At 74.8% G+C, this 21,240-nt stretch carries 16 protein-coding genes; 11 read left to right on the plus strand and 5 right to left on the minus strand.

What is annotated here, in order from left to right; translation table 11 throughout:
* Positions 1 to 110: 110 nt before the first annotated feature.
* On the minus strand, positions 111 to 947 hold the full coding sequence (locus I6A81_RS03735) for a sulfotransferase (RefSeq protein WP_238430585.1): 837 nt from the start codon (positions 945 to 947) through the stop codon (positions 111 to 113).
* A gap of 941 nt (positions 948 to 1,888) precedes the next feature.
* Here I6A81_RS03735 and I6A81_RS03740 point away from each other — a divergent pair.
* From I6A81_RS03740 to I6A81_RS03760, 5 genes are all read left to right on the plus strand, one after another.
* Positions 1,889 to 2,893, plus strand: a complete 1,005-nt coding sequence (locus I6A81_RS03740; RefSeq protein WP_203010097.1) for an ABC transporter permease subunit — start codon at positions 1,889 to 1,891, stop codon at positions 2,891 to 2,893.
* The gene (locus I6A81_RS03745) at positions 2,890 to 3,705 is read left to right on the plus strand and encodes an ABC transporter ATP-binding protein (protein WP_407661244.1); all 816 of its coding nucleotides are present in this window, start codon (positions 2,890 to 2,892) and stop codon (positions 3,703 to 3,705) included. The genes I6A81_RS03740 and I6A81_RS03745 overlap by 4 nt, the downstream gene beginning before the upstream one ends.
* 103 nt (positions 3,706 to 3,808) lie before the next feature.
* Positions 3,809 to 4,846 carry an ABC transporter substrate-binding protein gene (locus tag I6A81_RS03750; RefSeq protein ID WP_203007853.1) on the plus strand — a complete coding sequence of 346 codons (1,038 nt, stop codon included), beginning with the start codon at positions 3,809 to 3,811 and terminating at the stop codon, positions 4,844 to 4,846.
* Positions 4,847 to 4,999: 153 nt separating this feature from the next.
* Positions 5,000 to 6,184, plus strand: coding sequence for an LLM class flavin-dependent oxidoreductase (locus tag I6A81_RS03755; RefSeq protein ID WP_203007851.1), 1,185 nt, complete (start codon positions 5,000 to 5,002; stop codon positions 6,182 to 6,184).
* Between the two features lie 157 nt (positions 6,185 to 6,341).
* The gene (locus tag I6A81_RS03760; RefSeq protein ID WP_238441449.1) at positions 6,342 to 7,307 is read left to right on the plus strand and encodes a TauD/TfdA dioxygenase family protein; all 966 of its coding nucleotides are present in this window, start codon (positions 6,342 to 6,344) and stop codon (positions 7,305 to 7,307) included.
* 12 nt (positions 7,308 to 7,319) lie between these two features.
* Here I6A81_RS03760 and I6A81_RS03765 read toward each other — a convergent pair whose 3' ends face one another.
* The gene (locus I6A81_RS03765; protein ID WP_202999035.1) at positions 7,320 to 11,138 is read right to left on the minus strand and encodes a sacsin N-terminal ATP-binding-like domain-containing protein; all 3,819 of its coding nucleotides are present in this window, start codon (positions 11,136 to 11,138) and stop codon (positions 7,320 to 7,322) included.
* A gap of 137 nt (positions 11,139 to 11,275) precedes the next feature.
* On the opposite strand from I6A81_RS03765, the gene I6A81_RS03770 reads away from it, so the two are divergent.
* The 3 genes from I6A81_RS03770 (at position 11,276) to purM (ending at position 15,146) form a co-directional block, all read left to right on the plus strand.
* Positions 11,276 to 11,689 carry a sterol carrier family protein gene (locus tag I6A81_RS03770; RefSeq protein ID WP_202999032.1) on the plus strand — a complete coding sequence of 138 codons (414 nt, stop codon included), beginning with the start codon at positions 11,276 to 11,278 and terminating at the stop codon, positions 11,687 to 11,689.
* A gap of 425 nt (positions 11,690 to 12,114) precedes the next feature.
* Positions 12,115 to 13,956: an amidophosphoribosyltransferase gene (gene purF / locus I6A81_RS03775; protein ID WP_202999030.1), complete on the plus strand. Its 1,842-nt coding sequence runs from the start codon at positions 12,115 to 12,117 to the stop codon at positions 13,954 to 13,956.
* Between the two features lie 35 nt (positions 13,957 to 13,991).
* Positions 13,992 to 15,146 (plus strand): phosphoribosylformylglycinamidine cyclo-ligase, encoded by a 1,155-nt coding sequence (gene purM, locus I6A81_RS03780; RefSeq protein ID WP_202999052.1) that lies wholly within the window; start codon positions 13,992 to 13,994, stop codon positions 15,144 to 15,146.
* A 120-nt stretch (positions 15,147 to 15,266) separates the two neighbouring features.
* Here purM and I6A81_RS03785 read toward each other — a convergent pair whose 3' ends face one another.
* Positions 15,267 to 15,497 (minus strand): DUF3073 domain-containing protein, encoded by a 231-nt coding sequence (locus I6A81_RS03785; protein ID WP_202999028.1) that lies wholly within the window; start codon positions 15,495 to 15,497, stop codon positions 15,267 to 15,269.
* A gap of 308 nt (positions 15,498 to 15,805) precedes the next feature.
* Positions 15,806 to 16,927 (minus strand): Glu/Leu/Phe/Val family dehydrogenase, encoded by a 1,122-nt coding sequence (locus I6A81_RS03790; protein ID WP_202999026.1) that lies wholly within the window; start codon positions 16,925 to 16,927, stop codon positions 15,806 to 15,808.
* A 363-nt stretch (positions 16,928 to 17,290) separates the two neighbouring features.
* On the opposite strand from I6A81_RS03790, the gene I6A81_RS03795 reads away from it, so the two are divergent.
* The 3 genes from I6A81_RS03795 to I6A81_RS03805 all read left to right on the plus strand — a co-directional run bounded on the left by I6A81_RS03795 (position 17,291) and on the right by I6A81_RS03805 (position 20,412).
* Positions 17,291 to 18,121, plus strand: a complete 831-nt coding sequence (locus I6A81_RS03795; protein ID WP_202999050.1) for a hypothetical protein — start codon at positions 17,291 to 17,293, stop codon at positions 18,119 to 18,121.
* A gap of 148 nt (positions 18,122 to 18,269) precedes the next feature.
* On the plus strand, positions 18,270 to 18,476 hold the full coding sequence (gene bldC, locus I6A81_RS03800; RefSeq protein WP_007515517.1) for a developmental transcriptional regulator BldC: 207 nt from the start codon (positions 18,270 to 18,272) through the stop codon (positions 18,474 to 18,476).
* A gap of 775 nt (positions 18,477 to 19,251) precedes the next feature.
* Positions 19,252 to 20,412 carry an EAL domain-containing protein gene (locus I6A81_RS03805; protein ID WP_202999048.1) on the plus strand — a complete coding sequence of 387 codons (1,161 nt, stop codon included), beginning with the start codon at positions 19,252 to 19,254 and terminating at the stop codon, positions 20,410 to 20,412.
* 79 nt (positions 20,413 to 20,491) lie between these two features.
* Here I6A81_RS03805 and I6A81_RS03810 read toward each other — a convergent pair whose 3' ends face one another.
* Positions 20,492 to 21,064, minus strand: a complete 573-nt coding sequence (locus I6A81_RS03810; RefSeq protein WP_238428067.1) for a hypothetical protein — start codon at positions 21,062 to 21,064, stop codon at positions 20,492 to 20,494.
* Positions 21,065 to 21,240: the final 176 nt, after the last annotated feature.

Genomic DNA, 21,240 nt, shown 5'->3' on the forward strand with positions numbered 1-21,240 from the left:
CCGGCGAGGCCGCGAACCACCGGCCGCGCGGTGACCGTGGGCCGGCCCGACGGCCCATCGGCTCCGCGGCGGGCGGTGGGGTGGCTCGCTCGGCGCGGTGCCGTCGCCGTCTACCGTCCCGCGCCGGGACCGCCCGGGGGAGCGGACGGGGAGGCGGCGGGGGCCCGCTCGCCGGCCGCCGTCAGCCAGGCGCCGAACGCGCGGCTGGTGACCGACTCCAGCAGGCGGACGTCCTCGCGGAAGACGTCCAGCACCCGTGCCCGCAGCTCGGGTGGCGGGCCGCCGGACCGCGTGCCGTCGTCCCGCGTCCCGTCCAGGGCACCGGGCCGGGCCCACCGGTCGCGGGACGGGGCCGGCCGGACGCCCAGGAAGGCGCGGGCCCGGTCGGTCACGGAGTTGGGGGCGGCGAGCAGGTCCGGGTAACGGAGGAGCAGCACCTGACTGGGGCTGAACAGCGTGTAGAGCCGCTGGAGCTGGACTCCGTAGCGGCCGAGCTCCGCGTAGCGCGGGCCCCAGCCGCAGCCGGCCCGGGCGCGCTCCGGCTCGGCGTCGAGCGCGGCGACGAAGTCGGCCAGCGGCTCCGTGCCGGCGGCCCGTGCCCGCGCCCAGGCGGCGTACGCCCGGTCGACCGGGTCTCGCAGCGCCACCAGCAGCCGCGGGTAGGCCACGCGTTCGTGCAGCCGCTGCTGCGCCGCGAAGTCCGCGAGCAGGTACGGCGCGAGCAGACCCTGGCGGTGGGTGGGCGCTCCCGCCGACCCGCCGAGCAGGCCGGTGACGGTCTCGGCCCACAGCGCCTCGGCCGCGTCGCCGGGGACGTCGCTGGGCCCGTCGCGGGGATCATGGTCGGGCCAGGACAGCCGCAGGGCCGGATGGCGGGCGAGCGCGGCCGCCAGCCGTGTCCCGCCGGACTCGGGCGGGCCGGCGACGACGAAGTCCGGCCCCGTCATGCGCACCCCCGGCTCGTCGGTGGGTGGTGATCATAACCTCACCCCCCTAAACCGACAATACCCATCAAGAAAATCGAAAACAGCCGCCGTCCGCCCGTGGGCCGGCGAAGGCCCGCCGGCCGGTCACCTCGACGGCTGGCCGGCTCGAGTCGCCCGCCAGGCCAAGACCGCCATCGTCCGCCCGCTCCGCATGATCGCCGTTTCTGCCCCGACGGGGTCGTGAACGGGGCCTCATCACGACCCCCAGGGGGCAGAAACGGCGATCATGTCCGGCGTCGATACCGGGCGGACCTTGGCGGGGCCGGCACTGGGTCGCCGAATATCGCAAACTTTCTCAACAGGAAAAGTGGACATACCCCTTCTGGGGGCCTATGTTCGTTCTCATGTCTGGTTGGGGCCCTCGCGCGCGCGGCGCGCGGCCGACCGCGCTCGCGGTGGTCGGACGCGGTCAGGCTCCGCTCGTCTGCCGTCCGCACGTGGACTTCAAGCGGGTGGCGAGCGCGCTGTGTCGAAGCCGGGATTCCCGCCAGATCGGCGATCTGGCGGGTCGTCGCTAGTCCCGCTCCACCGCTGAGACGCGGCGCCGCCCAGGGGCGCCGCCGCGCCACTGGCCCGGGCCCGCCACGGAGCCGCCCGGAGCCCGTTCGCCTCCTCCTCCGCCCGCCGGGCGGGTGCCCGCCCGGCCCGCGGCGGCGCCGGCGGACCGCCGACGGTCACTCACGAGGCGGGTCCGTCCCCCGCCAGGCCGACTCCACCCGACGCCCCATCGACTCGCGCCGCGAGCGTCCGCGACCCGGCGCCGCGCGTCCCACGGATGCGCGGCGCGAAGGCCGCGGACGACTCGGGCGCGTCTCCGCGTGCCCGAGCCCTCGCCCTCCTCATCGCTCACCACTCACCACGAGCCCGTGGCCATCCCGCGCGCTCCTCGCCGAAAGGTCGCCATGCCCGCCTCCGAGAGCACCGCGCTAGCGGTAACGGAGCCACCCAGCTCGCCGCCGGCGCCACCCGCCGCCGGAGCCGAGGCGACCGTCGCGCCGCGGACCGTCGCGCCACGGACCTCCGCCCCGGCCGTGGCCGTCGGCGCCGCCGACGCGCCGAGCGGAGCGCCGGCCGGCGCCGGGCCGTCGCGCCGCCGGCCGGAGATCGAGACGCTGCGCGCGGCGGGTGGCGGGCGCCGGCGCCGGCCGGTGCCCCGCTGGCTGCGCCGGGCCAGTGGCCCGGTGCTGCTGCTCGCGCTCTGGCAGCTCGGGTCCAGCACCGGGTTCATCTCGGCGCAGACGCTCACCTCGCCGGCGACCGTGGTGACGACCGCCTGGGACATGATCAAGGACGGTTCGCTGGTCGACGGCCTGCTGGTCTCGCTGCGCAGGGTGGCCTACGGGCTGCTGTTCGGCGGGATCGCCGGCCTGGTGCTGGCCGTCATCTCCGGGCTGTTCCGGGCGGGCGAGGACCTGGTCGACGCCCCGATGCAGATGCTGCGCACGCTGCCGTTCCTCGGCCTGATCCCGCTGCTGATCATCTGGTTCGGCATCGGGGAGACCAGCAAGATCGTCCTGGTGTCGCTCGGCGTCGCCTTCCCGATCTACCTCAACACCTACGCGGCGATCCGCGACGTGGACGGCCGCCTGGTCGAGGCCGCCGGCACGCTCGGGCTGCGCCGGCTCGAGCTGGTCCGGCACGTGATCCTGCCCGGCGCGCTGCCCGGGATGCTCGTCGGCCTGCGCTACTCCCTCGGGGTCGCCTGGCTCGCGCTGGTGATCGCCGAACAGGTCAACGCGGACAAGGGCCTCGGCTACCTGATGATGAACGCCCGCGAGTTCCTGCAGACCGACGTGATCACCGTCTGCCTGATCGTCTACAGCCTGCTCGGGCTGGCCACCGACATGCTCGTCCGCCTGCTCGAGAAGGGGGCCCTGTCGTGGCGACGCGGCTTCTCCGGCCAGTGACCGGGTCGGCGGACGGCGAGCCCCGGCTCTCCGGCGACCTCCAGCCCACCGGCGACCTCCAGCTCACCGGGCCGGAGCGCGCGGTCGCGGTCACGGAGCACGAGTCCTCCGCCGCCGTCGAGGTGCGCGGCCTGCGCCGGGAGTTCGGCGGCCGCGCGGTGATCGACGGGCTGGACCTGACGGTCGCCCCGGGTGAGTTCGTCGCCCTGCTGGGCCGCAGCGGCTGCGGCAAGAGCACGCTGCTGCGCGTCCTCGCCGGGATCGACCTCGACGTGGCCGGCGCCGTGTCGGTGCCGCGCCGCCGCGCGGTCGCCTTCCAGGAGCCGCGGCTGCTGCCCTGGAAGCGCGTCTGGCGCAACGTCGCCCTCGGGCTGCGGGGCGAGGACGCCCGCGGCCGTGTCCTCGCCGCGCTCGACGAGGTCGGCCTCGACCACCGGGTGGACGCCTGGCCGCTCACCCTGTCGGGCGGGGAGGCGCAGCGCGCCGCGCTGGCCAGGGCCCTGGTCCGGGAGCCGGACCTGCTGCTGCTCGACGAGCCGTGCGCCTCGCTCGACGCGCTCACCCGGCTGCGCATGCAGGCCCTGATCGCGGACCTGTGGGAGCGGCACGCGCCGGCCGTCGTCCTCGTCACCCACGACGTCGACGAGGCGCTGGCGCTCGCGGACCGCGCGCTGGTCATGAGCGACGGCGTGATCAGCGAGGACGTCGCCATCCACGCCGCCCGCCCGCGCCGGCCGGCCGACCCCGAGATCCTCGCCCTGCGGGCCCACCTGCTGGAACTGCTCGGCGTCCCCACACCGGCCGCGTCCTGATCCCCTCCGGGGGCATCCCGCCGCCCGATCGTCCGGGCCGGCCGACGGCCCGGACTCACTAGATCCGCCCAGATCTGCCGAAATAAACAAGGAGACAACGACAATGTCCACCTTCGCCCGCCGCCTGCGGTGGGTAGCCCTTCCGGTGGCCGCCGCGGCCGCGCTGTTCGGCGTCGGTGCCTGCTCGTCCGGGGATGACGACGCGCCGGCCGCGGCCGCGCCGGCGGCGACCGCCGCCGTCGACCTGTCCGCCGTGACGCTCAAGGTCGGCGACCAGAAGGCGGGCATCCAGGCCGCGCTGGAGGCGTCCGGCCAGCTCAAGGACATCCCTTACAAGATCGAGTGGAGCCAGTTCGCGTCCGGCCCGCCGCTGCTCGAGGCGCTGACGGCGAAGGCGATCGACATCGGCGGCGTCGGCGAGACGCCGCCGATCTTCACCGCGGCCGCCGGCGTCAAGATCACTCTGGTGGGCGCGTACCAGGCGGAGGTGACCGGCTCCGCGATCGTCGTGCCGAAGGACTCGCCGATCAAGGCCCTGGGTGATCTGAAGGGCAAGAAGATCGCGGTGGCGAAGGGCTCGTCCGCGCACTACCACCTGCTCGCGGCGCTGACGAAGGCCGGCCTGACGTTCGACGACATCGAGCCCGCCTACCTGCAGCCGCCGGACGCCCTGGCCGCCTTCGGCAACGGGAGCGTCGACGCCTGGGCGATCTGGGACCCGTACACGGCCGTGACCGAGAAGCTCAACGGCGCCCAGATCCTGGTCGACGGCTCCGGCGGGCTGACCACCGGGCTCGCCTTCCAGGTGTCGCGGCCGGACGTCGTCGCCGACCCGGGCAAGGCGGCGGCGATCCGTGACCTGCTGATCCGTGTCGGCAAGGCCAGGCAGTGGGCGCTCGCCCACGCGGACACCTGGGCCGAGGCGTGGGGCAAGGAGGCCGGCGTGCCGGTCGAGATCGCCAAGATCTACGTCGACCGGGCCGACACGAGGGCCGTCGTGATCGACGACCCGCTGATCGCCCGCGTGCAGAAGGTGGCCGACGCATTCACCGACGCGAAGATCATCCCGGTCAAGGTCGACATCTCCAGCCTCGCGACCGACCAGTTCAACGACACCGTCGCGCTCGCCACGGCCGGCTGACCGGCTCCCCCCTGGCTCCGGCGGCTCATGCTGGCCGCGGGAGCCAGGGCCCCGTCGTCGCGCCGTCCCGCCCGCCGCGGCGCGCCCGATCTCTCGTCCCGGCCCTGGCCGGCCCGCTGACCGGTCCGGCCCACCCGTAGGAGCCGATCCCTCATGCCCATCCACCCGCACTGGTTCCTGCCCACCTCCGGCGACAGCCGCAACCTCGACGCCGCCACCCTGACGCACGAGGCGAACCGGACGTCCCGGACGGCGGGCATCCGCCCGCCGGATCTCGACTACCTGGCCGAGATCGCCAAGGCGGCCGACCGGCTCGGTTACGAGGCCGTGCTCACCCCCACCGGCACCTGGTGCGAGGACGCCTGGCTGACCACCGCCGCGCTGCTGCGGGAGACGAAGCGGCTGAAGTTCCTGGTCGCGTTCCGGCCGGGGCTGGTCACCCCGACGCTGGCCGCCCAGATGGCGGCGACCTACCAGCGGCTGTCCGGGGGCCGGCTGCTGCTGAACGTGGTCACCGGTGGGGAGACCGAGGAGCAGCGCAGGTTCGGCGACTGGCTGGACAAGGACACCCGGTACGCGCGCACGGCCGAGTTCCTGCAGATCGTGCGCGGCGCCTGGGGCGACGAGCCGTTCGACTTCTCCGGGGAGCACTACCAGGTCGTCGGCGCCACCACCCGCAGGCCGTTCACGCCGCCGGAGATCTTCTTCGGGGGCGCGTCGCCGGCCGCCGAGCGGGTCGCCGCCCGGCACGCCGATGTCTACCTGCTCTGGGGCGAGACACCGGCCCAGGTGACCGAGCGCCTCGACCGGATGCGCGGGCTCGCGGCGCAGGCCGGCCGCGAGTTGCGGTTCGGCTACCGGGTGCACGTCATCACCAGGGACACGTCCGAGGCCGCCTGGGCGGTGGCCGACGACCTGCTCGCGGGCCTCGACCCCGCCACGATCAGGCTGGCGCACTCGCTGCTGTCCCAGGCCGAGTCGGTCGGCCAGCAGCGGATGACCGCGCTGCACGGCGGCGGCACCGACGACCTGGTGATCGCGCCGAACCTGTGGGCCGGCTTCGGCCTGGTGCGGCCCGGCGCGGGCACGGCGCTGGTCGGCAGCCACAGCGAGGTCGCCGACCGGCTCGAGGAACTGCACGCGCTCGGCGTCGACCACTTCATCCTCTCCGGCCACCCGCACCTGGAGGAGGCCTACTGGTTCGCCGAGGGAGTGCTGCCCCTGCTGCGCCAGCGCGGCCTGCTCGCGGGCGCCGAGGGCGCCGCGGCGAGCGGGCCGGCCAGCGCGGCCACGGCCGCCGCCGCGGCCCGCCGGGCGGTGCACGCCGGCGCCTCCTGACCGCCGGAACGGGCTTCCCGCCGGGCGACGGGCGCCCGTCGCCCGGCTGGGCCGGCGTCCCGGCCCGCGCGCGAACCCGTCGAAGGCCTCCTGGAGACCCGAAGCCCGCATCTCAACCGTGATCCGCCCCCACCGCCTGCCGTGAAGGAGCCTGACCATGACCGTCGACACCGCGCCGACGCCCGCGTCGACAGCCGTAGCGCTCGACGTGGAGCCGCTGACCATCCGGATCGGCGCCGAGATCCGCGGGGTCCGCCTCGACGGCGACCTGGACGCCGCGACCGTGGCCGCCATCCGGGCCGCCCTGCTGCGCCACCGGGTGGTGTTCTTCCGTGGCCAGGGGCACCTGACCCCCGACATCCAGATCGCGTTCGCCCGCCTGTTCGGCGAGCTGACCCTGGCCCACCCGACGCAGTCCTCGCTCGAGGGGTACCCGCTGGTCCACGAGCTGGACGCGTCGAAGGGCGGCCGGGCCGGCGCCTGGCACACCGACGTCACGTTCACCGACCGCCCGCCGGCGATCTCCATCCTGCGGGCCGTCGAGATCCCGCCGGTCGGTGGCGACACCATCTGGTCGAACACCGTCTCGTCCTACTGGGACCTGCCCGACCAGCTGCGCGACGCGGCCGACAGGCTGCGCGTGTTCCACACCAACCAGCACGACTACGGCCTGCGCGCCCAGGACCTCGAGGGCCTGCCGGAGGTGTTCAAGGAGCGGTTCTTCGAGTTCCGCTCGAAGGAGTTCGAGGTCGAGCACCCGGTGGTGCGCGTCCACCCGGAGACGGGGGAGCCGTCGCTGCTGCTCGGCGGGTTCGTCAAGCAGCTGACCGGGGTGAACCAGGCCCAGTCGTTCGACCTGCTGCGCGCCTTCGCGGAGGTCGTCGCCAAGCCGGAGAACACCGTCCGCTGGAAGTGGCGGACCGGGGACGTCGCGATCTGGGACAACCGTGCCACCCAGCACTACGCGATCAACGACTACGCGGACAGCCCGCGGATCGTGCACCGGGTGACGGTCGCCGGCACGACTGATCTCGACTCACCTCCGGGACGAGCGGCGGCGCCAGTCTCGGCTCGCCGCAAACCCTCCCTGCCACCGCTTGACAGCCCCACACGCGGATTCTGACCCACGTCCGGGTCAGGCCGGACTCCACAACGGGGCGACGGCCTCGTCGTCGAGGTCGTCCTCGGCGTCGCGGAAGACGGTGCCGTCGGGGTCGCGCAGGGCGGCGGCCAGCGCGTGCCGGCGGTGCCAGGTGCCGGACCGCCAGGCCAGCGCGCGCGCGAGCGCGTCGACGCCGGCCTCGGAGTCGACGTGGACCTCGCCGCCGATGCCGCCGACGACCCGCCAGGGGGCACGCGTCGGCTGGCCGGCCAGGTCGGCGACGACCAGCCGGGCGTGCTCGGTGAACAGCGTGCCGTCCGGCGCCGTCCGCTCGGCCGTGTTGTACGGGCCATCCAGGACCGGGCAGTCGGCGGTCGTGGACGCCAACGGGACGCCGAGGACGTGGCCGACCTCGGCCGCCCGGTCGAGCGGCACCCGCAGCGGGGCCGCGTCGGCCAGCAGGACGAGCAGGTCCGGGGCGTCGAGGACCACGGCGTCGCCGGTGGGCACGACCCCGAGGGGGGTGCGTACCGTCAGCGGCGGGTCCAGCCGGCCGTCCGCGAGCGCGCCGCCGGGCAGGCCGTCGGGGCCGGAGGCCAGCCGGGTCGCGGCCGTCACGGCGGCGACGTAGAGCGCGCGGGCCGACGGCCAGGGGACGTCCCGCTCGGCGTCGCCGAGCCGGTCGAGCAGGTCGAGCACACCGGCGACGTCGCCGAGCACGTCGTCGAGGGTGAGCCGGCAGCCGAGCGCCCGCAGCAGCTCGGCGTCCACCCCGGCGACCGGCGCGGCGGGGGCGAACAGCCCGGCGAGCAGCGGGTCGGCGCCCGGCAGGCGCAGCTCCGGCGGCGGCAGCCGGACCACCCGGCCGTCGTCGTCGCGGGCCAGGCCGTCGTCGGTGTCCGCCGCCTCGGTGTCCTCGGTGTCCTGGTCACGGCTCGAGACCGGCAGCAGCGCGTGCCGGGCCAGCCACCAGCGGGTGTAGGACGGCTCCGCGCCGAGCACCACCTCGCGCAGCGCCGGCCGGGCCAGCTCGCCGAGCGCCTCCGGCCAGGCGGCCGGGTCGACGAGCTCCAGGTCGCGCACGGCGGCGAAGCTGCCGAGCACCACCGGGGCGCCGCCGCGGCCCCCGGCGAGCGTCGCCGCGGCCCGCGCGGCGGCGAGCGCCGGCGACTCGACGGCCTCCTCCACCCAGGTGTCGCTGTCGTCGAGGTCGAGAAGGACCGGCTCGTCGGGGTCGAGCGTCACGTCACGCGCGGCCAGCACGCCGAACGTGCGCAGGACGCCGACGGCCTCCAGGACCTCCGTCGGCCACGCGTCGGTGATGTGGCGGGCCAGCGTGGCGAACGGCGCGTCGTCGGCGACCAGCCGGTCCAGCGGCCCGCCCGCGATCAGCAGCTCGGACGCCGGGACGAACTCGCCCTCGACGTCCGGCAGCAGCAGCTCGCCCAGCCAGTCCGGTCCACCGGCCGTCTCTGGCGCGTCGAGCCCGGCGTCGCGGACCAGCGCGAGCACCGCCGTGGCCAGCGCCCGCAGCTCCTCCGGGTCGTCGTCGGGATCGGAGTCGACGACCGCCTCGTGCACGGCCGGGTCGCGTAGCACGCCCGCCGGCGTGCCCTCCACGGCGCCCAGGGTGCGCAGCGCGTCCCGCGCGCCGCCGAGGCAGGCGTCCGGGTGCACGACGCGCAGCGGCAGGCCGGAGGCGGCGAGCGCCACCACGTCGAGCCCGTCGGTGGGCAGCAGCACCCCGCGTGGCCCGGTGACCATCCGGACCCGCAGCGCGGCGCCGTCCCCGTCGTCCCCGCCATCTCCGGCGGCCTCGCCGGTCAGCGGGGCGTCGAGCGCGTCAACGCTGTCCAGCGACTCCGGGCCGGCGATGACGGCCACGGGCACCGGCAGCGCGCCCAGCGCGTCCCGGTCCGGGGCCGTGATCAGGGCCGAGTACAGCGCGGACCACCAGCGCGGCGGCCGGCGTGCCCCGGCGAGCGCCTCCACCAGGCCGGCGCTGTCGAGCCGGCGCACGCCGAGCGCGTCCAGCGCCCGCCGCCAGTGCCGGGCCGCGTAGCGCGCCGGCAGCAGCCCGTCGACCACACCCGCGACCACACCCTCGGTGGCGTCGTCGGCGGCCAGGCCGTCGTCGCCGAGGCCGCCCGCGTCGAACTCGACGTCGACGAGGTCCGGGCTGGAGGCGACGCCGTGGTCCGTGGGGGCGCCGGCGCCGACCGGGCGCGGGCCGGCGAGCAGGGCGGTCACGGCGTCGGTGGCCGGGCCGAGGTCGCAGACGACGCATTCCCGGCCGAGCCGGCCGCCCGGCATCATCCCTGCCTCGGGCAGCATCCGCCCGAGCCCGTCGCGCAGCCGGCCGTCCACCGGCCCGGCCGGCAGACCGGCCGGCACCAGCTCCAGCGCCGCCAGCGGGTCCGGCACGACGAGCGGGTCCGCTCCCGCCGGCGCCCGGCCATCGCCGGCGCGCGCCGCGGGGCCCGCGGCCGTGAGCGCCGCGAAGAGGCCCTCGTCGCCCGGCTCCTGGAGCGACGAGGGGGCGGCGTCGTCGACGGCGGGGCCCGAGGTGCCCACATGGACGGCGAGGGCGGCCACGGCCTCGGCCAGCCGGTCGGTCAGCCAGTCGCGCAGCGGGCCGGCGACCGTGTGCCGCCGCGACGGCTCCAGCGGCAGCTCGACGCTGAGCAGCGCCGGCAGCGACAGCGCCTCGTCGGTGGGCTGCGGTGCCCGGACCACCTTGGGCACACCCGCGGGCCAGCCGCCGTCGCGGACCATGGCGCGGGCCGCGTAGCCGGTCCTGGCTCGCTCCTCGACCGGCCGGTCCGCGAGCAGCGCGGCCGGGATCGTGCCGCGCCGTACGCAGCCCCGCCAGCGCTCCCCGTCGAGCAGCGCGATCTCCAGGGCCGCCGGCGAGGCCGCCGCCCCGTCCCCGGCGGCCGGCTCGCCGGTGAGCTCCGGGCCAGCCGAGGGCACGGCCGGCTCACCGGCCGCGCGGGCCTCGTCATGGCCGCGCGGCCCGGCGGCGGTGACCTCCCAGCGGCAGGCGTGCGAGCGGACCTCGCCGTCGATGTCGAGCCTGACCTCGGCCAGCCCCGGCAGGACGAGCATGAGCGTCGGGTCGAAGGCCGCGAGCAGCTCGCGGGTGGTGGCGACGGCGTCGGGGTCGCGCAGCGGCAGCCGTACGACCGTGTCGTAGCCCTCCGGCGGAGCCGGGTAGCCATCCGGCCCGTTCGGCACGGCGAACGGCAGCCGCAGCACCGGAGCGGCGCCGTGCCGCCGGGTGAGCTCGGCGCGCAGCCCGGCCGCGCCGATGTCGTGGACGGCGGACGCCGTCCACTCCTTCGACCAGCGCACGCCACGCGATGACGTCGCCGAGGACGGGTCGCGGGAGACGATCGACGGGTCGTCGCTGACGGCGAGCACGGAGGCGAACCCGGCGCCGAACCGGCCGACCGCGGTGACGTCCCGCTTCGCCGACGCGCGCAGCGTGGACAGCGCCTCCACGCCGGCGGCGGTCAGCGGCGCGCCGGTGTTCGCGACCTCCAGCAGGTCGCCGGCCAGCCGCAGGTGCACCCGGCCGGCGACCCCGGCCGCGGCGGCGGCGTCGACCGCGTTCTGCAGCAGCTCGACGACCAGACGGTCGCGGTAGGCGCCGAGCGCGGCGTCCTCCTCGGCGTTGGCGTCCTCCCGGAACCGGGCCGGCGACGCGGCCCACGCGTCGAGCACCCGCCCTCGGATCGCCGCCGTCCCGAAGGGGTCGGCGAGATCCGCGCCCATGGGGCCGGCGGTCTCCGGAGCACCGGTGCCGGGGAACCCCGCGCCACCCGTCGCGTCGAGATGCGTCGCTTCCACGCTCTCTATCTTGGCCACTCCCCGATGCGGCCGGCAGGCTGGCATGGGCGACGTGCCGGGGTTCGCCTGTCCGTGCCCGGCCGGCCGGCGCCGGGCCGGGGGGCGGGGCGGCGACCCGGTCACGGCAGGATGGACCGGTGACGACTCGACGATCACGGCCCGGGCGGGGCGACGACGAGCTCGCGGCGACCCAGGCGGCCCAGGCGGCTCAGGCGGCTCAGGCGGTCGAGGGCGTCGTGCGTGACCTTGACCACGGGGTGACGCCCGACCGGGACGCCCTGCGGGCCGCGGTGCGCGTGTTCCTCGACCGGCTCGCCGCCCGCGCGCCCGGCCGGTCGGTGGAGGTCCGGGTGCCGCCGTTCGCCGCCGTCCAGGTGATCGAGGGGCCACGGCACACGCGGGGCACGCCGGCGAACGTCGTCGAGGCCGATCCGGCCGCCTTTGTCGCCCTCGCGGCCGGCCGGCTGGACTGGGCGGTCGCGGTCGCCGATGGCCGGATCACCGCCAGCGGCGAGCGCGCCGACCTGCGTCCCTACCTCCCCCTGCTGTGAGACCCGCCCCGGCGTGAGGCGAGCGGCGGCGGGAGCGCTGGCGGACGAACCCCCGACGGGGCCGGACCGTGCCGTGGGAGCGTGGTGGTACTGGTCACGGGTATCCCGCAGGTGAAATGCCCGCTAACCGGGTCCCTGTTAGCGTGAAAGACGGTGCCCAGGGTCGTCCGGGACCGACAGGACGCAGGTTCCCGACGTTGATCAGCCTTCGTCACCACCTATCCCACCACTTACGGGGCAGCGACGTGGGCTGCCAACCGCGGCGGGCCGCCAGGCCCGCCAGGCCAGGCCCGGGCGGCTACCCCGCCACCCACGGGGCAGTGACGTGGGCCGCCAACCGCGGCGGGCCGCAAGGCCCGCCAGGTCGGGCCCGGCCGTCCAGGCCAGGGCCCGACCACATTCGACGTGTTGAGGAGCCTGGAGCGATGACCAAGGGGACGGCTGCCGCCCCGGGCGCGGAGGAGAAGCATCCCCCGGCCCGCGGGGCGAACGGGCGGTATCGGGATATCCAGACCGGTGACGCCGCGACCTGGGAAGATGATCTCCGAGACGCGGCGGGCCCCCAGGACGCCTGCGGGGTCTTCGGAGTGCGGGCCCCCGGCGAGGACGTGGCGAACCTCACCTATTACGGCCTGTACGCGCTGCAGCACCGTGGCCAGGAGGCCGCCGGGATGGCCGTCGCCGACGGTCGCGCGATCGTCGTCTTCAAGGAGCTGGGGCTGGTGGCCCAGGTCTTCGACGAGCGGACGCTGTCCAGCCTGTCGGGGCACCTGGCCGTCGGCCACACCCGCTACTCGACCACCGGGTCGTCCACCTGGGAGAACGCCCAGCCGTCGTACCGGACCGCCCGGCTCGGCGGCGGCGTCGCGCTCGCCCACAACGGGAACCTGACGAACATCCTGGAGCTCGCCGACGAGCTCGGCGACCACGACGTCGACCGTGACGCCGGGATGCGCGCCACCACCGACTCCGACCTGATCACCGCGCTGCTGGCCAACCACCCCGGCCCGACGCTGACCGAGGCCGCGCTCGACGTGCTGCCCCGGCTGCGCGGCGCGTTCTCGCTGGTGTTCTCGGACGCGTCGACGCTGTACGCCGCCCGCGACACCCACGGCATCCACCCGCTCGTCCTCGGCCGGCTCGACGGGGCGTCCGCGGCCGACGGGGCATCCCCGGCCGCCGGCCCGGGCGGGGCCTGGGTCGTGGCGAGCGAGACGTGCGCGCTCGACATCGTCGGCGCGACGTTCGTGCGCGAGGTGGAGCCCGGCGAGCTGGTGGTCATCGACGCGGACGGGCCGCGTTCGCTGCGCTTCGCGCCGGCCGACCGGCACGGCTGCCTGTTCGAGTTCGTCTACCTGGCCCGCCCGGACACGACGATCTCCGGCCGGTCGGTGCACGCGACCCGGGTCGAGGTCGGCCGCGTCCTGGCCCGCGAGGCCCCGGTCGACGCGGACCTGGTCATCCCGGTCCCGCAGTCCGGCGTGCCGGCGGCGGTCGGGTACGCCGAGGCGTCCGGCATCCCGTTCGGCGAGGGGCTGGTGAAGAACTCCTACGTCGGGCGGACCTTCATCCAGCCGTCCCAGACGATCCGCCAGCGCGGCATCCGGCTGAAGCTCAATCCGCTGCGCGAGGTGATCGAGGGGCGCCGGCTCGTCGTCGTCGACGACTCGATCGTGCGCGGCAACACCCAGCGGGCACTGGTCCGGATGCTGCGTGAGGCGGGTGCCGCCGAGGTGCACATCCGGATCTCGTCCCCGCCGGTGCGCTGGCCCTGCTTCTACGGCATCGACTTCGCGACCAAGGCCGAGCTGATCGCCAGCGGCGCCGGGGTGGAGCAGGTGCGCGAGTCGCTCGGCGCGGACTCGCTCGCCTACGTCTCGCTGGACGGCCTGGTGGCCGCCTCCCGCCAGCCGGCGAACGAGCTGTGCCGGGCCTGTTTCGACGGTGTCTACCCGGTACCGCTGTCCGACTCGGCCCGGATGGGCGGCAAGGACACGCTGGAGACGATGGGCAGCGGCGCGGCCACCGCCGCCGCGCTCGCCGAGGCGCTGCGCCGCAAGTTCGTCGCCGGCATGAACGGCGCCGACCCCTCGCCCGACGACCTCGACCAGCTCGCCGGCCTCGAGGCGCTGGAGACGATCGAGGACCTCGGCGGGCTCGACCGGATCGGCGAGGCGGACCTGGCGGACCCGTCGTCGGCGGCGACGGGGTCCACGGTGCCGGCGGGCGGTCCGGGTGTCACCCCGGCCGGCTGCGGCCGGCCATGAGCGCGGTGGAGAACGCCATGAGCGCGGGGAACGTCATGAGCGCGGCAGGGAAGGCGGCCGGCGGCCGACACCCCGGTGGCCCGGACTCCGGTCCGGGTGGGGCGTCCTACCGGGCCGCCGGCGTGGACGTGGCGGCCGGGGAACGGGCCGTCGAGGCGATGCGCGGCCACGTGGCGCGGGCCACCCGGCCCGAGGTGGTCGGCTCGCTCGGCGGGTTCGCGGGCCTGTTCGCCCTGGACACCAGCCGTTACAAGCGGCCGCTGCTCGCCTCGTCCACGGACGGGGTCGGAACCAAGATCGCCCTTGCGCGGGCGATGGACGTGCACGACACGGTCGGCGTGGACCTGGTGGCGATGGTCGTCGACGACCTGGTCGTCTGCGGCGCGGAGCCGCTGTTCCTGCTGGACTACATCGCCTGCGGGTCGCTGGACCCACGCCGGGTGGAGCTGCTGGTCTCGGGCATCGCGAGCGGCTGCGAGCAGGCGGGCTGCGCGCTCGTCGGCGGAGAGACCGCCGAGCACCCGGGCCTGATGGGCGCCGACGACTACGACCTGGCCGCGACCGGGGTGGGCGTCGTCGAGGCGGACGAGGTCCTGGGCCCGGAACGGGTGCGGCCCGGCGACGCGCTGATCGCGATGGCGTCCTCAGGGGTGCACTCCAACGGGTTCTCGCTGGTGCGCCATGTGCTGTTCGGGGCGGCCGAGGAGGGCCACCCGGGCGGGATCGGGCCGGCGGGCCAGGAGGCGCTGCGCCGCGAGGAGCCGACGCTGGGCACCACGCTGGGCGCGGCGCTGCTCACCCCGACCCGGATCTACGCGAAGGACTGCCTGGCGCTCGCCGCCGCGGCCGAGGTGCGCGCGTTCGCGCACATCACGGGCGGCGGGCTCGCGGCGAACCTGGCCAGGGTGATCCCCGCCGGGCTGTCGGCCGTCCTCGACCGGGCCACCTGGGCGCCGTCACCGATCTTCGCTCTGTTGGCTGAGCGCGGCCGGATCCCGTTGACCGAGATGGAGCACACCTTCAACCAGGGGGTCGGCATGGTTGCCGTCGTCGCCCCGTCGGCGGTCGACGACGCCCTCGCGCTGCTGGCCGCGCGCGGGGTACCCGCCTGGCTTGCCGGTCGCGTCACGACGGCCGACCCCGCCGACGAGTCGCCGCTCACGGCCCGCCTCGTCGGCTCGCACGCGTAGAACATGCCTTAGCCGCAAGGGTCGGCCGGGCGCGGCCCCGCTGATCCTTGCGGCTGATCCTTGCGGAGTGTCGAGCCGCCGCGGCGGGGCCGCTGGCAGCCGAGCGACATAAGCGACGTACTAGCGCGAGGAACGACGGTCTTCTTCGTCTTCTTCGTCGTCATCGAGGTATGCGCTGTAGTCGTCGTAGTCGTCGTCCGCGTACTGATCTTCGTCCTCGCCGGTTTCCTGCGTGGTCGACCCGGAGACGCCCAGATCCCTCTTCAGACGGTCGAGATCCATCGACGGCGAGTTGTACTTGAGCTCGCGGGCGACTTTCGTCTGCTTGGCCTTCGCTCGGCCGCGCCCCATGGCTCGACCCCCTCGAACATGACGACGGGGACCCGCCCCGGTGCTCTTACTGTCTCGTGCTTACCGAGACTACAGGGATCGCGGGCCGGTCGGCACGCCAACCCGACAGTTGCCCGGGGTGGTCGCTCGAAGGCGCGCCGCTCGCGCCGCTCGCGCCTCACCTGCCGGGCGCTGGGCGCCCGAACTGCCTGGTCTGGGGTCGGCGGTGTGCGCGTGCGTGGTCTGGCGCTGTCGCCTGGAGACCTGGGCTGAGCGGCGTCCGGAGGGTGAGGGAGGCGCCTGACCGCGCCTGGCGGCGGCTGGCCGCGTTATGGAAGGAGGATGCGGCGCAACCGGCCGATGCCGGCGATCCGACGTTCAGCCAGCGTGGCCGCCGCGGCCGCCGGGGTCTGTCCCTCCGCGTCGGCCAGTTCGAAGACCGCCTGCGTCGTGCGGAAGATGCGAGCCGCGGCCGCCTTGGCCCTTTCGGGGTGGTAGCCCTCGATCTCGTCGGCGACCTGGATCAGCCCGCCGGCGTTCACGACGAAGTCCGGCGCATACAGGATCCCGGCCTCGGTCAACAGCTTGTCGATGCCCGGATGGGCCAGCTGGTTGTTGGCTCCGCCACAGACCACCCGCGCGCGCAGCCGGCCGACCACCGAGTCGGTGAGCGCGCCGCCCAGCGCGCACGGCGAGAACACGTCGGCGGGCATGCCGGGAAGCGCCGCCGGATCGTCGACGACCGTCACCTCCGGGTAACGCTCGCGCAGCCGGCGCAGCGCCGCCGGGTCGACGTCGGTCGCGAGGACGGACGCCCCGTCCTCGATCAGATGCCCGACCAGTCGGGAGCCCACCTTGCCGACGCCGCTGACCGCCACGGTCCGCCCGGCCAGGCTCGGGTCACCCCACAGCCGCGCCGCGCAGGCCCGCATCCCCTCGAAGACGCCGTACGCGGTCAGGACCCCGGAGTCGCCGGATCCGCCGTGGGCTGGCGAGCGCCCGACGACCCAGCGGGTCTCGCGGGCGACCACGTCCATGTCCGCCGGGAACGTGCCGACGTCGCACGCGGTGATGTAACGCCCGCCGAGCGAGGCGACGAATCTGCCGTAGGCCCGCAGCAGCGCCTCGGAGGAGACCTCGGCCGGGTCGCCGATGATGACGGCCTTGCCGCCGCCGAGGTCGAGGCCGGCGCAGGCCGCCTTGTAGGCCATCGCCTTCGACAGCGCGAGCGCGTCGGCGAGCGCGGCCGATTCGTTCGGGTAGGCGCGGAACCTGGTGCCGCCGAGCGACGGCCCGAGCGCGGTCGAGTAGATGGCGATGATCGCGCGCAGTCCCGAGGTGGGGTCCGAGCAGAAGACCACCTGTTCGTGCTCGACACCGGCGTCGAAGACGCTGGAGACGACCTCCGGCTCTCCGCCCGTGCCTGGCTCGACCGCGGACGCCTTTGTCATGTCCGCACCCTACGGCCCGCCCTCGCCGACCCGCCGGGCCAGCGCTCGCCGCCTGGCCGCTCGCCAGGGCCACTGGTCGGCCGGGTCGCGGTGCCGGTCGGCCAGCCAGGAATGGCGCCGGTCGGCCAGCTAGGAATGAGGAAGACCGAGGCGGGACCGGGCGTTGCTCGACATCGTCGCCCCATCCGGTCCACGGCGCCGCGAACCTCGCGCTGAACAGCCCAAATGCCGCCATGACGGGCGGAGGACTCCGGACGGCCAAGCCGGTGGCCGCCCGCGCTATGCCTGCCCCAGCGGTGCCATCCGTCCGGACTTACGGGATAGCCTTCCGTCGGCGGATCGGGCGGGGGAGGGGGGATGAAGGTGCCTGTGGTCTCTCCGGCGGCTTACCTGCGGGTCTATGAGCCGCTTGCCGCGTTCTCACCCGCGGAGCGGCTGCGCTGGCAGCGCTTCGCGGCCACCGCCCCGCCCTCCCGGCGCGCGGGCACCCGCCGTGAGCGGATGGTCGCGCTCGTCGCGGCGGTCCGCCCGACCCTCGACGTCGCCGGCGAGTCCGCGTTCGTGCAGGTGGTGGACGGTCTGATGTTCGTCTGCCCCTGGTCGACCCAGCTGCGGGTGTGGCAGGCGGCGCTGGAGTTCCGCGGCGGGATGCCCGAGCGGATCGCCGAGGTGTTCCTGCCCCGGCGGATCGTCGACCCGGCCGAGACCGAGCTGGACCGGTGGCGGGCCCGCCGGCCGGAGCTGAAGGTGCACATCCAGTCCTCGACCTGGTCGGTGCCCTCGCAGTGGTTCCTGCTCTTCGACCCGTCCGAGCGGCTGCTGGTCACCGGGGACGCGGCCGAGCGTTCCATGATCTACCGGACGGAGATCGGGCTGGCGCGGCGGCGGATCGCCGAGGCGACCGAGGCATTGGCCGCGATGCGCACGGTCATGCCGGACTCGTCGGCTTCCGAAGGTGTGACCGACCTGTCCCGTTGGCTCGACTCGTTCCATCCGCGCAGCCGGATCGAGCTGGACTACGACGGCCTGGTGGACCTGCTCGACGACGACGTGCTGCGCCGGGACAACTCGGTGGAGGACCTCGCCGAGGCGGTGCGCGCGTTACGCCAAGGGCGAACAGACCGTGCGACCGAGGCCTACGAGCGGGTGCTGGTCCGCTGGAGACCCTTGCAGGCACGGGAATCCGCGAGCTGATCGCGGTCGTTAACTCTGTGTCGTCGCTCTCTTCGGACGAGCTGTGACTAGTCAGCAGATGGTCCCGACGTGCCATGTCCGAAATGCCCCCGAAGGATGCACGATCTGTATGGGACGGAGCGACGCTCTGTGACGGGAGGCCAACGCAATGACGACGAGAACGCCGGACGCCGAGCCCCTGCTGACTCCGGCCGAGGTGGCGACGATGTTTCGGGTGGACCCGAAGACCGTCACCCGGTGGGCCAAGGCTGGGAAGCTGACGTCAATCCGCACTCTGGGTGGCCATCGGCGCTACCGGGAGGCGGAGGTCCGCGCCCTGCTCAAGGGAGTCCCCAACATGGGTGGCGACCTCTAGGCGCACGGTCAGCTCGGTAGTTGCGTCTCGTGATGGGTTGCCCAAGGCCCGCGGGACGGAACGGCCGGACAGCTTGCCTGCTGTCCGCCGTTCCGCCCGCGGGACGAAGGAGCGGCCCGTCTGGAGGCGCGGTACCGACGGGTGGGTGTCCGGGGCGGCACGCCAACCTGCCCTGTGTCGGTGATCGGGCCATGGGTCAGATCACCGGCCGATGTGGCGAGCCGGCTCGGCGGTTTGTTCGCGCTGCCCACCGATCCGCCAGACCTGGACCGCGGCTGTCCGGCACCTTGGTGCCGGCGCGGGCCTGGAGGTAGATCGGCGGGCGACGCAAGCGGGCGGTAGCCCGTGAAGCTCAGTGGTTCGAGGGGTGCCCGGTCCGGTCGGGATGGCGACCGGTGGCCGGGCACCTAACTCTCCGCCGGTTCCGCGGACGGAACCGGCGGGGGATCCCGGCTCCCGCTCCCAGTCCCTGGTCTGATCGATCCGCCGCGCTCGGCGTCGGCTCCTGGCCAACCAGCCAGCGGCCCGAGGGCGGTCGGACGCGACGGCGAACCGGTACACCGACGACTACAGGCGGCGCGCGAACGCGCGCCGCCAAGTCGTATGGCCGGAGCTGGGCGCGTGCCGGTTCGTCGGCCGTCCCGCGCGGGCGGGTGGCGAGCCCGCGTGCCTGGGCATGCTGTCCGGGGGGTGAGTGGTGCCCAGGAACCGGAGCCGTGAGGCGACGTTTGGGCCAGTCCTGGACGTTCCGGCGCCCGATCGTGCCGTGACCGACATGCTCGAGGCGCTGCGGCTGCGGCTGGGCATGGACGTCACCTGGCTCGCCAGGGCCGACGGCGACCGGGTGGTTCTCCAGGCGCTCGACGGCGACGGCCCGTCGTTCGGGATCGGTCCCGGATCGACACTGCGCGGCGAGGCCAGCTACTACACGCGTGTTATTTCGGGGGAGCTCCCGGACTTCCTCCGGGACGTCCGCGCTCACGAGCTCGCGCGCACGCTGCCCATCACCCACGCGCTCCAGGCCGGCGCGTACCTGACGGCGCCGGTGTTCGAGCGGGACGGGGCGTTCTACGGTCTGCTCACCGCGATGTCCCACAAGGCGCGGCCCGACCTGCAGGAACGTGACCGGCGGTTCATCCGGCTGGTCTCCGAGATGATCTCCGACTCGGTCTCCGACCTGCGCCGGGTCTGGGAGCGGCGCAGCGCCTTCTGGGACCGGATCAGCCAGCTCATCGACGACGGCGGCCCCAGGATGGTCTATCAGCCGATCGTGGACCTCGCGGCCGGCGGCTGGGTCGTCGGCGCGGAGGCGTTGGCGCGGTTCCCCGAGGCCGCGGACGTCGATGGCGCGCCGAACGAGCCGGAACGATGGTTCGCCGGCGCCGCGGCGGTGGGGCTCGGCCTCGAACTGGAGCTCACCGCGGTTCGTGCCGCGCTCGCCGACCTGCCGCGGCTGCCGGACGACATGTTCATGTCGGTCAACGTCTCGCCTGGCACGGTCGGGCCGGATCTGGTCGAGCTGATCTGCGATGTCGAGCCAGGCCGACTACTACTGGAGATCACCGAGCATGACCGGATCGAGGACGGTTCGGAGGTGTTCCAGACGCTCGCCGAGGTTCGGGCGCGTGGCGTGCGGATCGGGGCCGATGATGTCGGCTCCGGGTATGCCGGCCTGGCCCAGCTCCTGGCGCTGCGGCCCGACCTCGTGAAGATGGACCGCTACCTCACTCATGGGATCGACGCGGATCCCGCGCGCCGCGCCGTCACCAACGCGCTCATCCAGGTCGCGGACGAGATCGGCGCACATGTGCTGGCCGAGGGCATCGAGACCTACGCGGAGCTGGACACCCTGCGCGCCACCGGCGTGCGGCTGGGCCAGGGAAACCACATCGCGCCGCCCGCCACGCTGCCGGCGACTCTCCCGGACAGGTGGTAGGCGCCGGCGGTCCCGGTCCGAACGTGCCGGGCGGGCCCGGTGAGAACAAGGCGGCGCCCGGTTCGGCCGTCGCGGTCGCTCAGACCGTCATCGGCAGGTAGTCGGCGACGCGGACGGTCTCCAGCGCGAGGCCGGTCGCCTCGAGGTAGATGCCATCCATGGCGATCCATCCGGTGTCGATCTCGGTGAACGCCGCCCAGGCCGGGCCGTGCCGCCTCAGCCGGAAGGGAAGCGCCCAGCCGTCGACCGAGAGGGAGACAGTCGTCCAGTCCTCGGCGTCCAGGTTGCCCGACAGCCATCCGGCCAGTTCGAGCTGGTAGCGCCACCACTCCTGCCGATCCGGCGAGTCCGGCGGAAACTCCGGGGCGACCGCGTGCAGCATGCTCTGCTGGGCCCAGCCGATCGCGTCGTCGGCGACCGTCGGCCCATAGCGGGCCTCACCGATCCGCGTCTCCGGCAACCGGGGCACAGTCGTCACGATCACGCGGGGCCCGAGGTGCGCGGCGTCCCCGTGCCCAAGGCCCACGCGCCAGACCTGTTCCGACCGAGGACGCCGGGTGTCCCACAGCTCCAGCCAGCGCGGCTCGAGAAGATCAGGTAGTAGGCCGAAGATGGGGAAACCGGCGGTGGACGGCGACAGCAATCCCGGCATCGCCACAGTGTGCAGCCTGGTGGCGGTTCTCCGGGGCCCGACCCCGGGGGTGTTCAGGCCAATTCGTCCCTGGATGGGCCGCCCGTCCCGGTGTACCGGCCGGCGCCGGACGCCCGGCGCCCGGCCTCCGGCGCCCCACCCCACGGCCAAACGGCGCCGGTGCCGCCCGCGGGTGG

It is taken from the genome of Frankia nepalensis, from assembly GCF_016786325.1.
GTDB classification, from domain to species: domain Bacteria; phylum Actinomycetota; class Actinomycetes; order Frankiales; family Frankiaceae; genus Pseudofrankia; species Pseudofrankia nepalensis.

Excerpts from the sequence above, each read along its gene's own strand:
- I6A81_RS03735 (WP_238430585.1), bottom strand. The coding sequence starts at position 947 with ATGACGGGGCCGGACTTCGTCGTCGCCGGCCCGCCCGAGTCCGGCGGG.
- I6A81_RS03740 (WP_203010097.1), top strand. The coding sequence starts at position 1,889 with ATGCCCGCCTCCGAGAGCACCGCGCTAGCGGTAACGGAGCCACCCAGC.
- I6A81_RS03750 (WP_203007853.1), top strand. The coding sequence starts at position 3,809 with ATGTCCACCTTCGCCCGCCGCCTGCGGTGGGTAGCCCTTCCGGTGGCC.
- I6A81_RS03755 (WP_203007851.1), top strand. The coding sequence starts at position 5,000 with ATGCCCATCCACCCGCACTGGTTCCTGCCCACCTCCGGCGACAGCCGC.
- I6A81_RS03760 (WP_238441449.1), top strand. The coding sequence starts at position 6,342 with ATGACCGTCGACACCGCGCCGACGCCCGCGTCGACAGCCGTAGCGCTC.
- purF (WP_202999030.1), top strand. The coding sequence starts at position 12,115 with ATGACCAAGGGGACGGCTGCCGCCCCGGGCGCGGAGGAGAAGCATCCC.
- purM (WP_202999052.1), top strand. The coding sequence starts at position 13,992 with ATGAGCGCGGCAGGGAAGGCGGCCGGCGGCCGACACCCCGGTGGCCCG.
- I6A81_RS03785 (WP_202999028.1), bottom strand. The coding sequence starts at position 15,497 with ATGGGGCGCGGCCGAGCGAAGGCCAAGCAGACGAAAGTCGCCCGCGAG.
- I6A81_RS03790 (WP_202999026.1), bottom strand. The coding sequence starts at position 16,927 with ATGACAAAGGCGTCCGCGGTCGAGCCAGGCACGGGCGGAGAGCCGGAG.
- bldC (WP_007515517.1), top strand. The coding sequence starts at position 18,270 with ATGACGACGAGAACGCCGGACGCCGAGCCCCTGCTGACTCCGGCCGAG.
- I6A81_RS03805 (WP_202999048.1), top strand. The coding sequence starts at position 19,252 with ATGCTCGAGGCGCTGCGGCTGCGGCTGGGCATGGACGTCACCTGGCTC.
- I6A81_RS03810 (WP_238428067.1), bottom strand. The coding sequence starts at position 21,064 with ATGCCGGGATTGCTGTCGCCGTCCACCGCCGGTTTCCCCATCTTCGGC.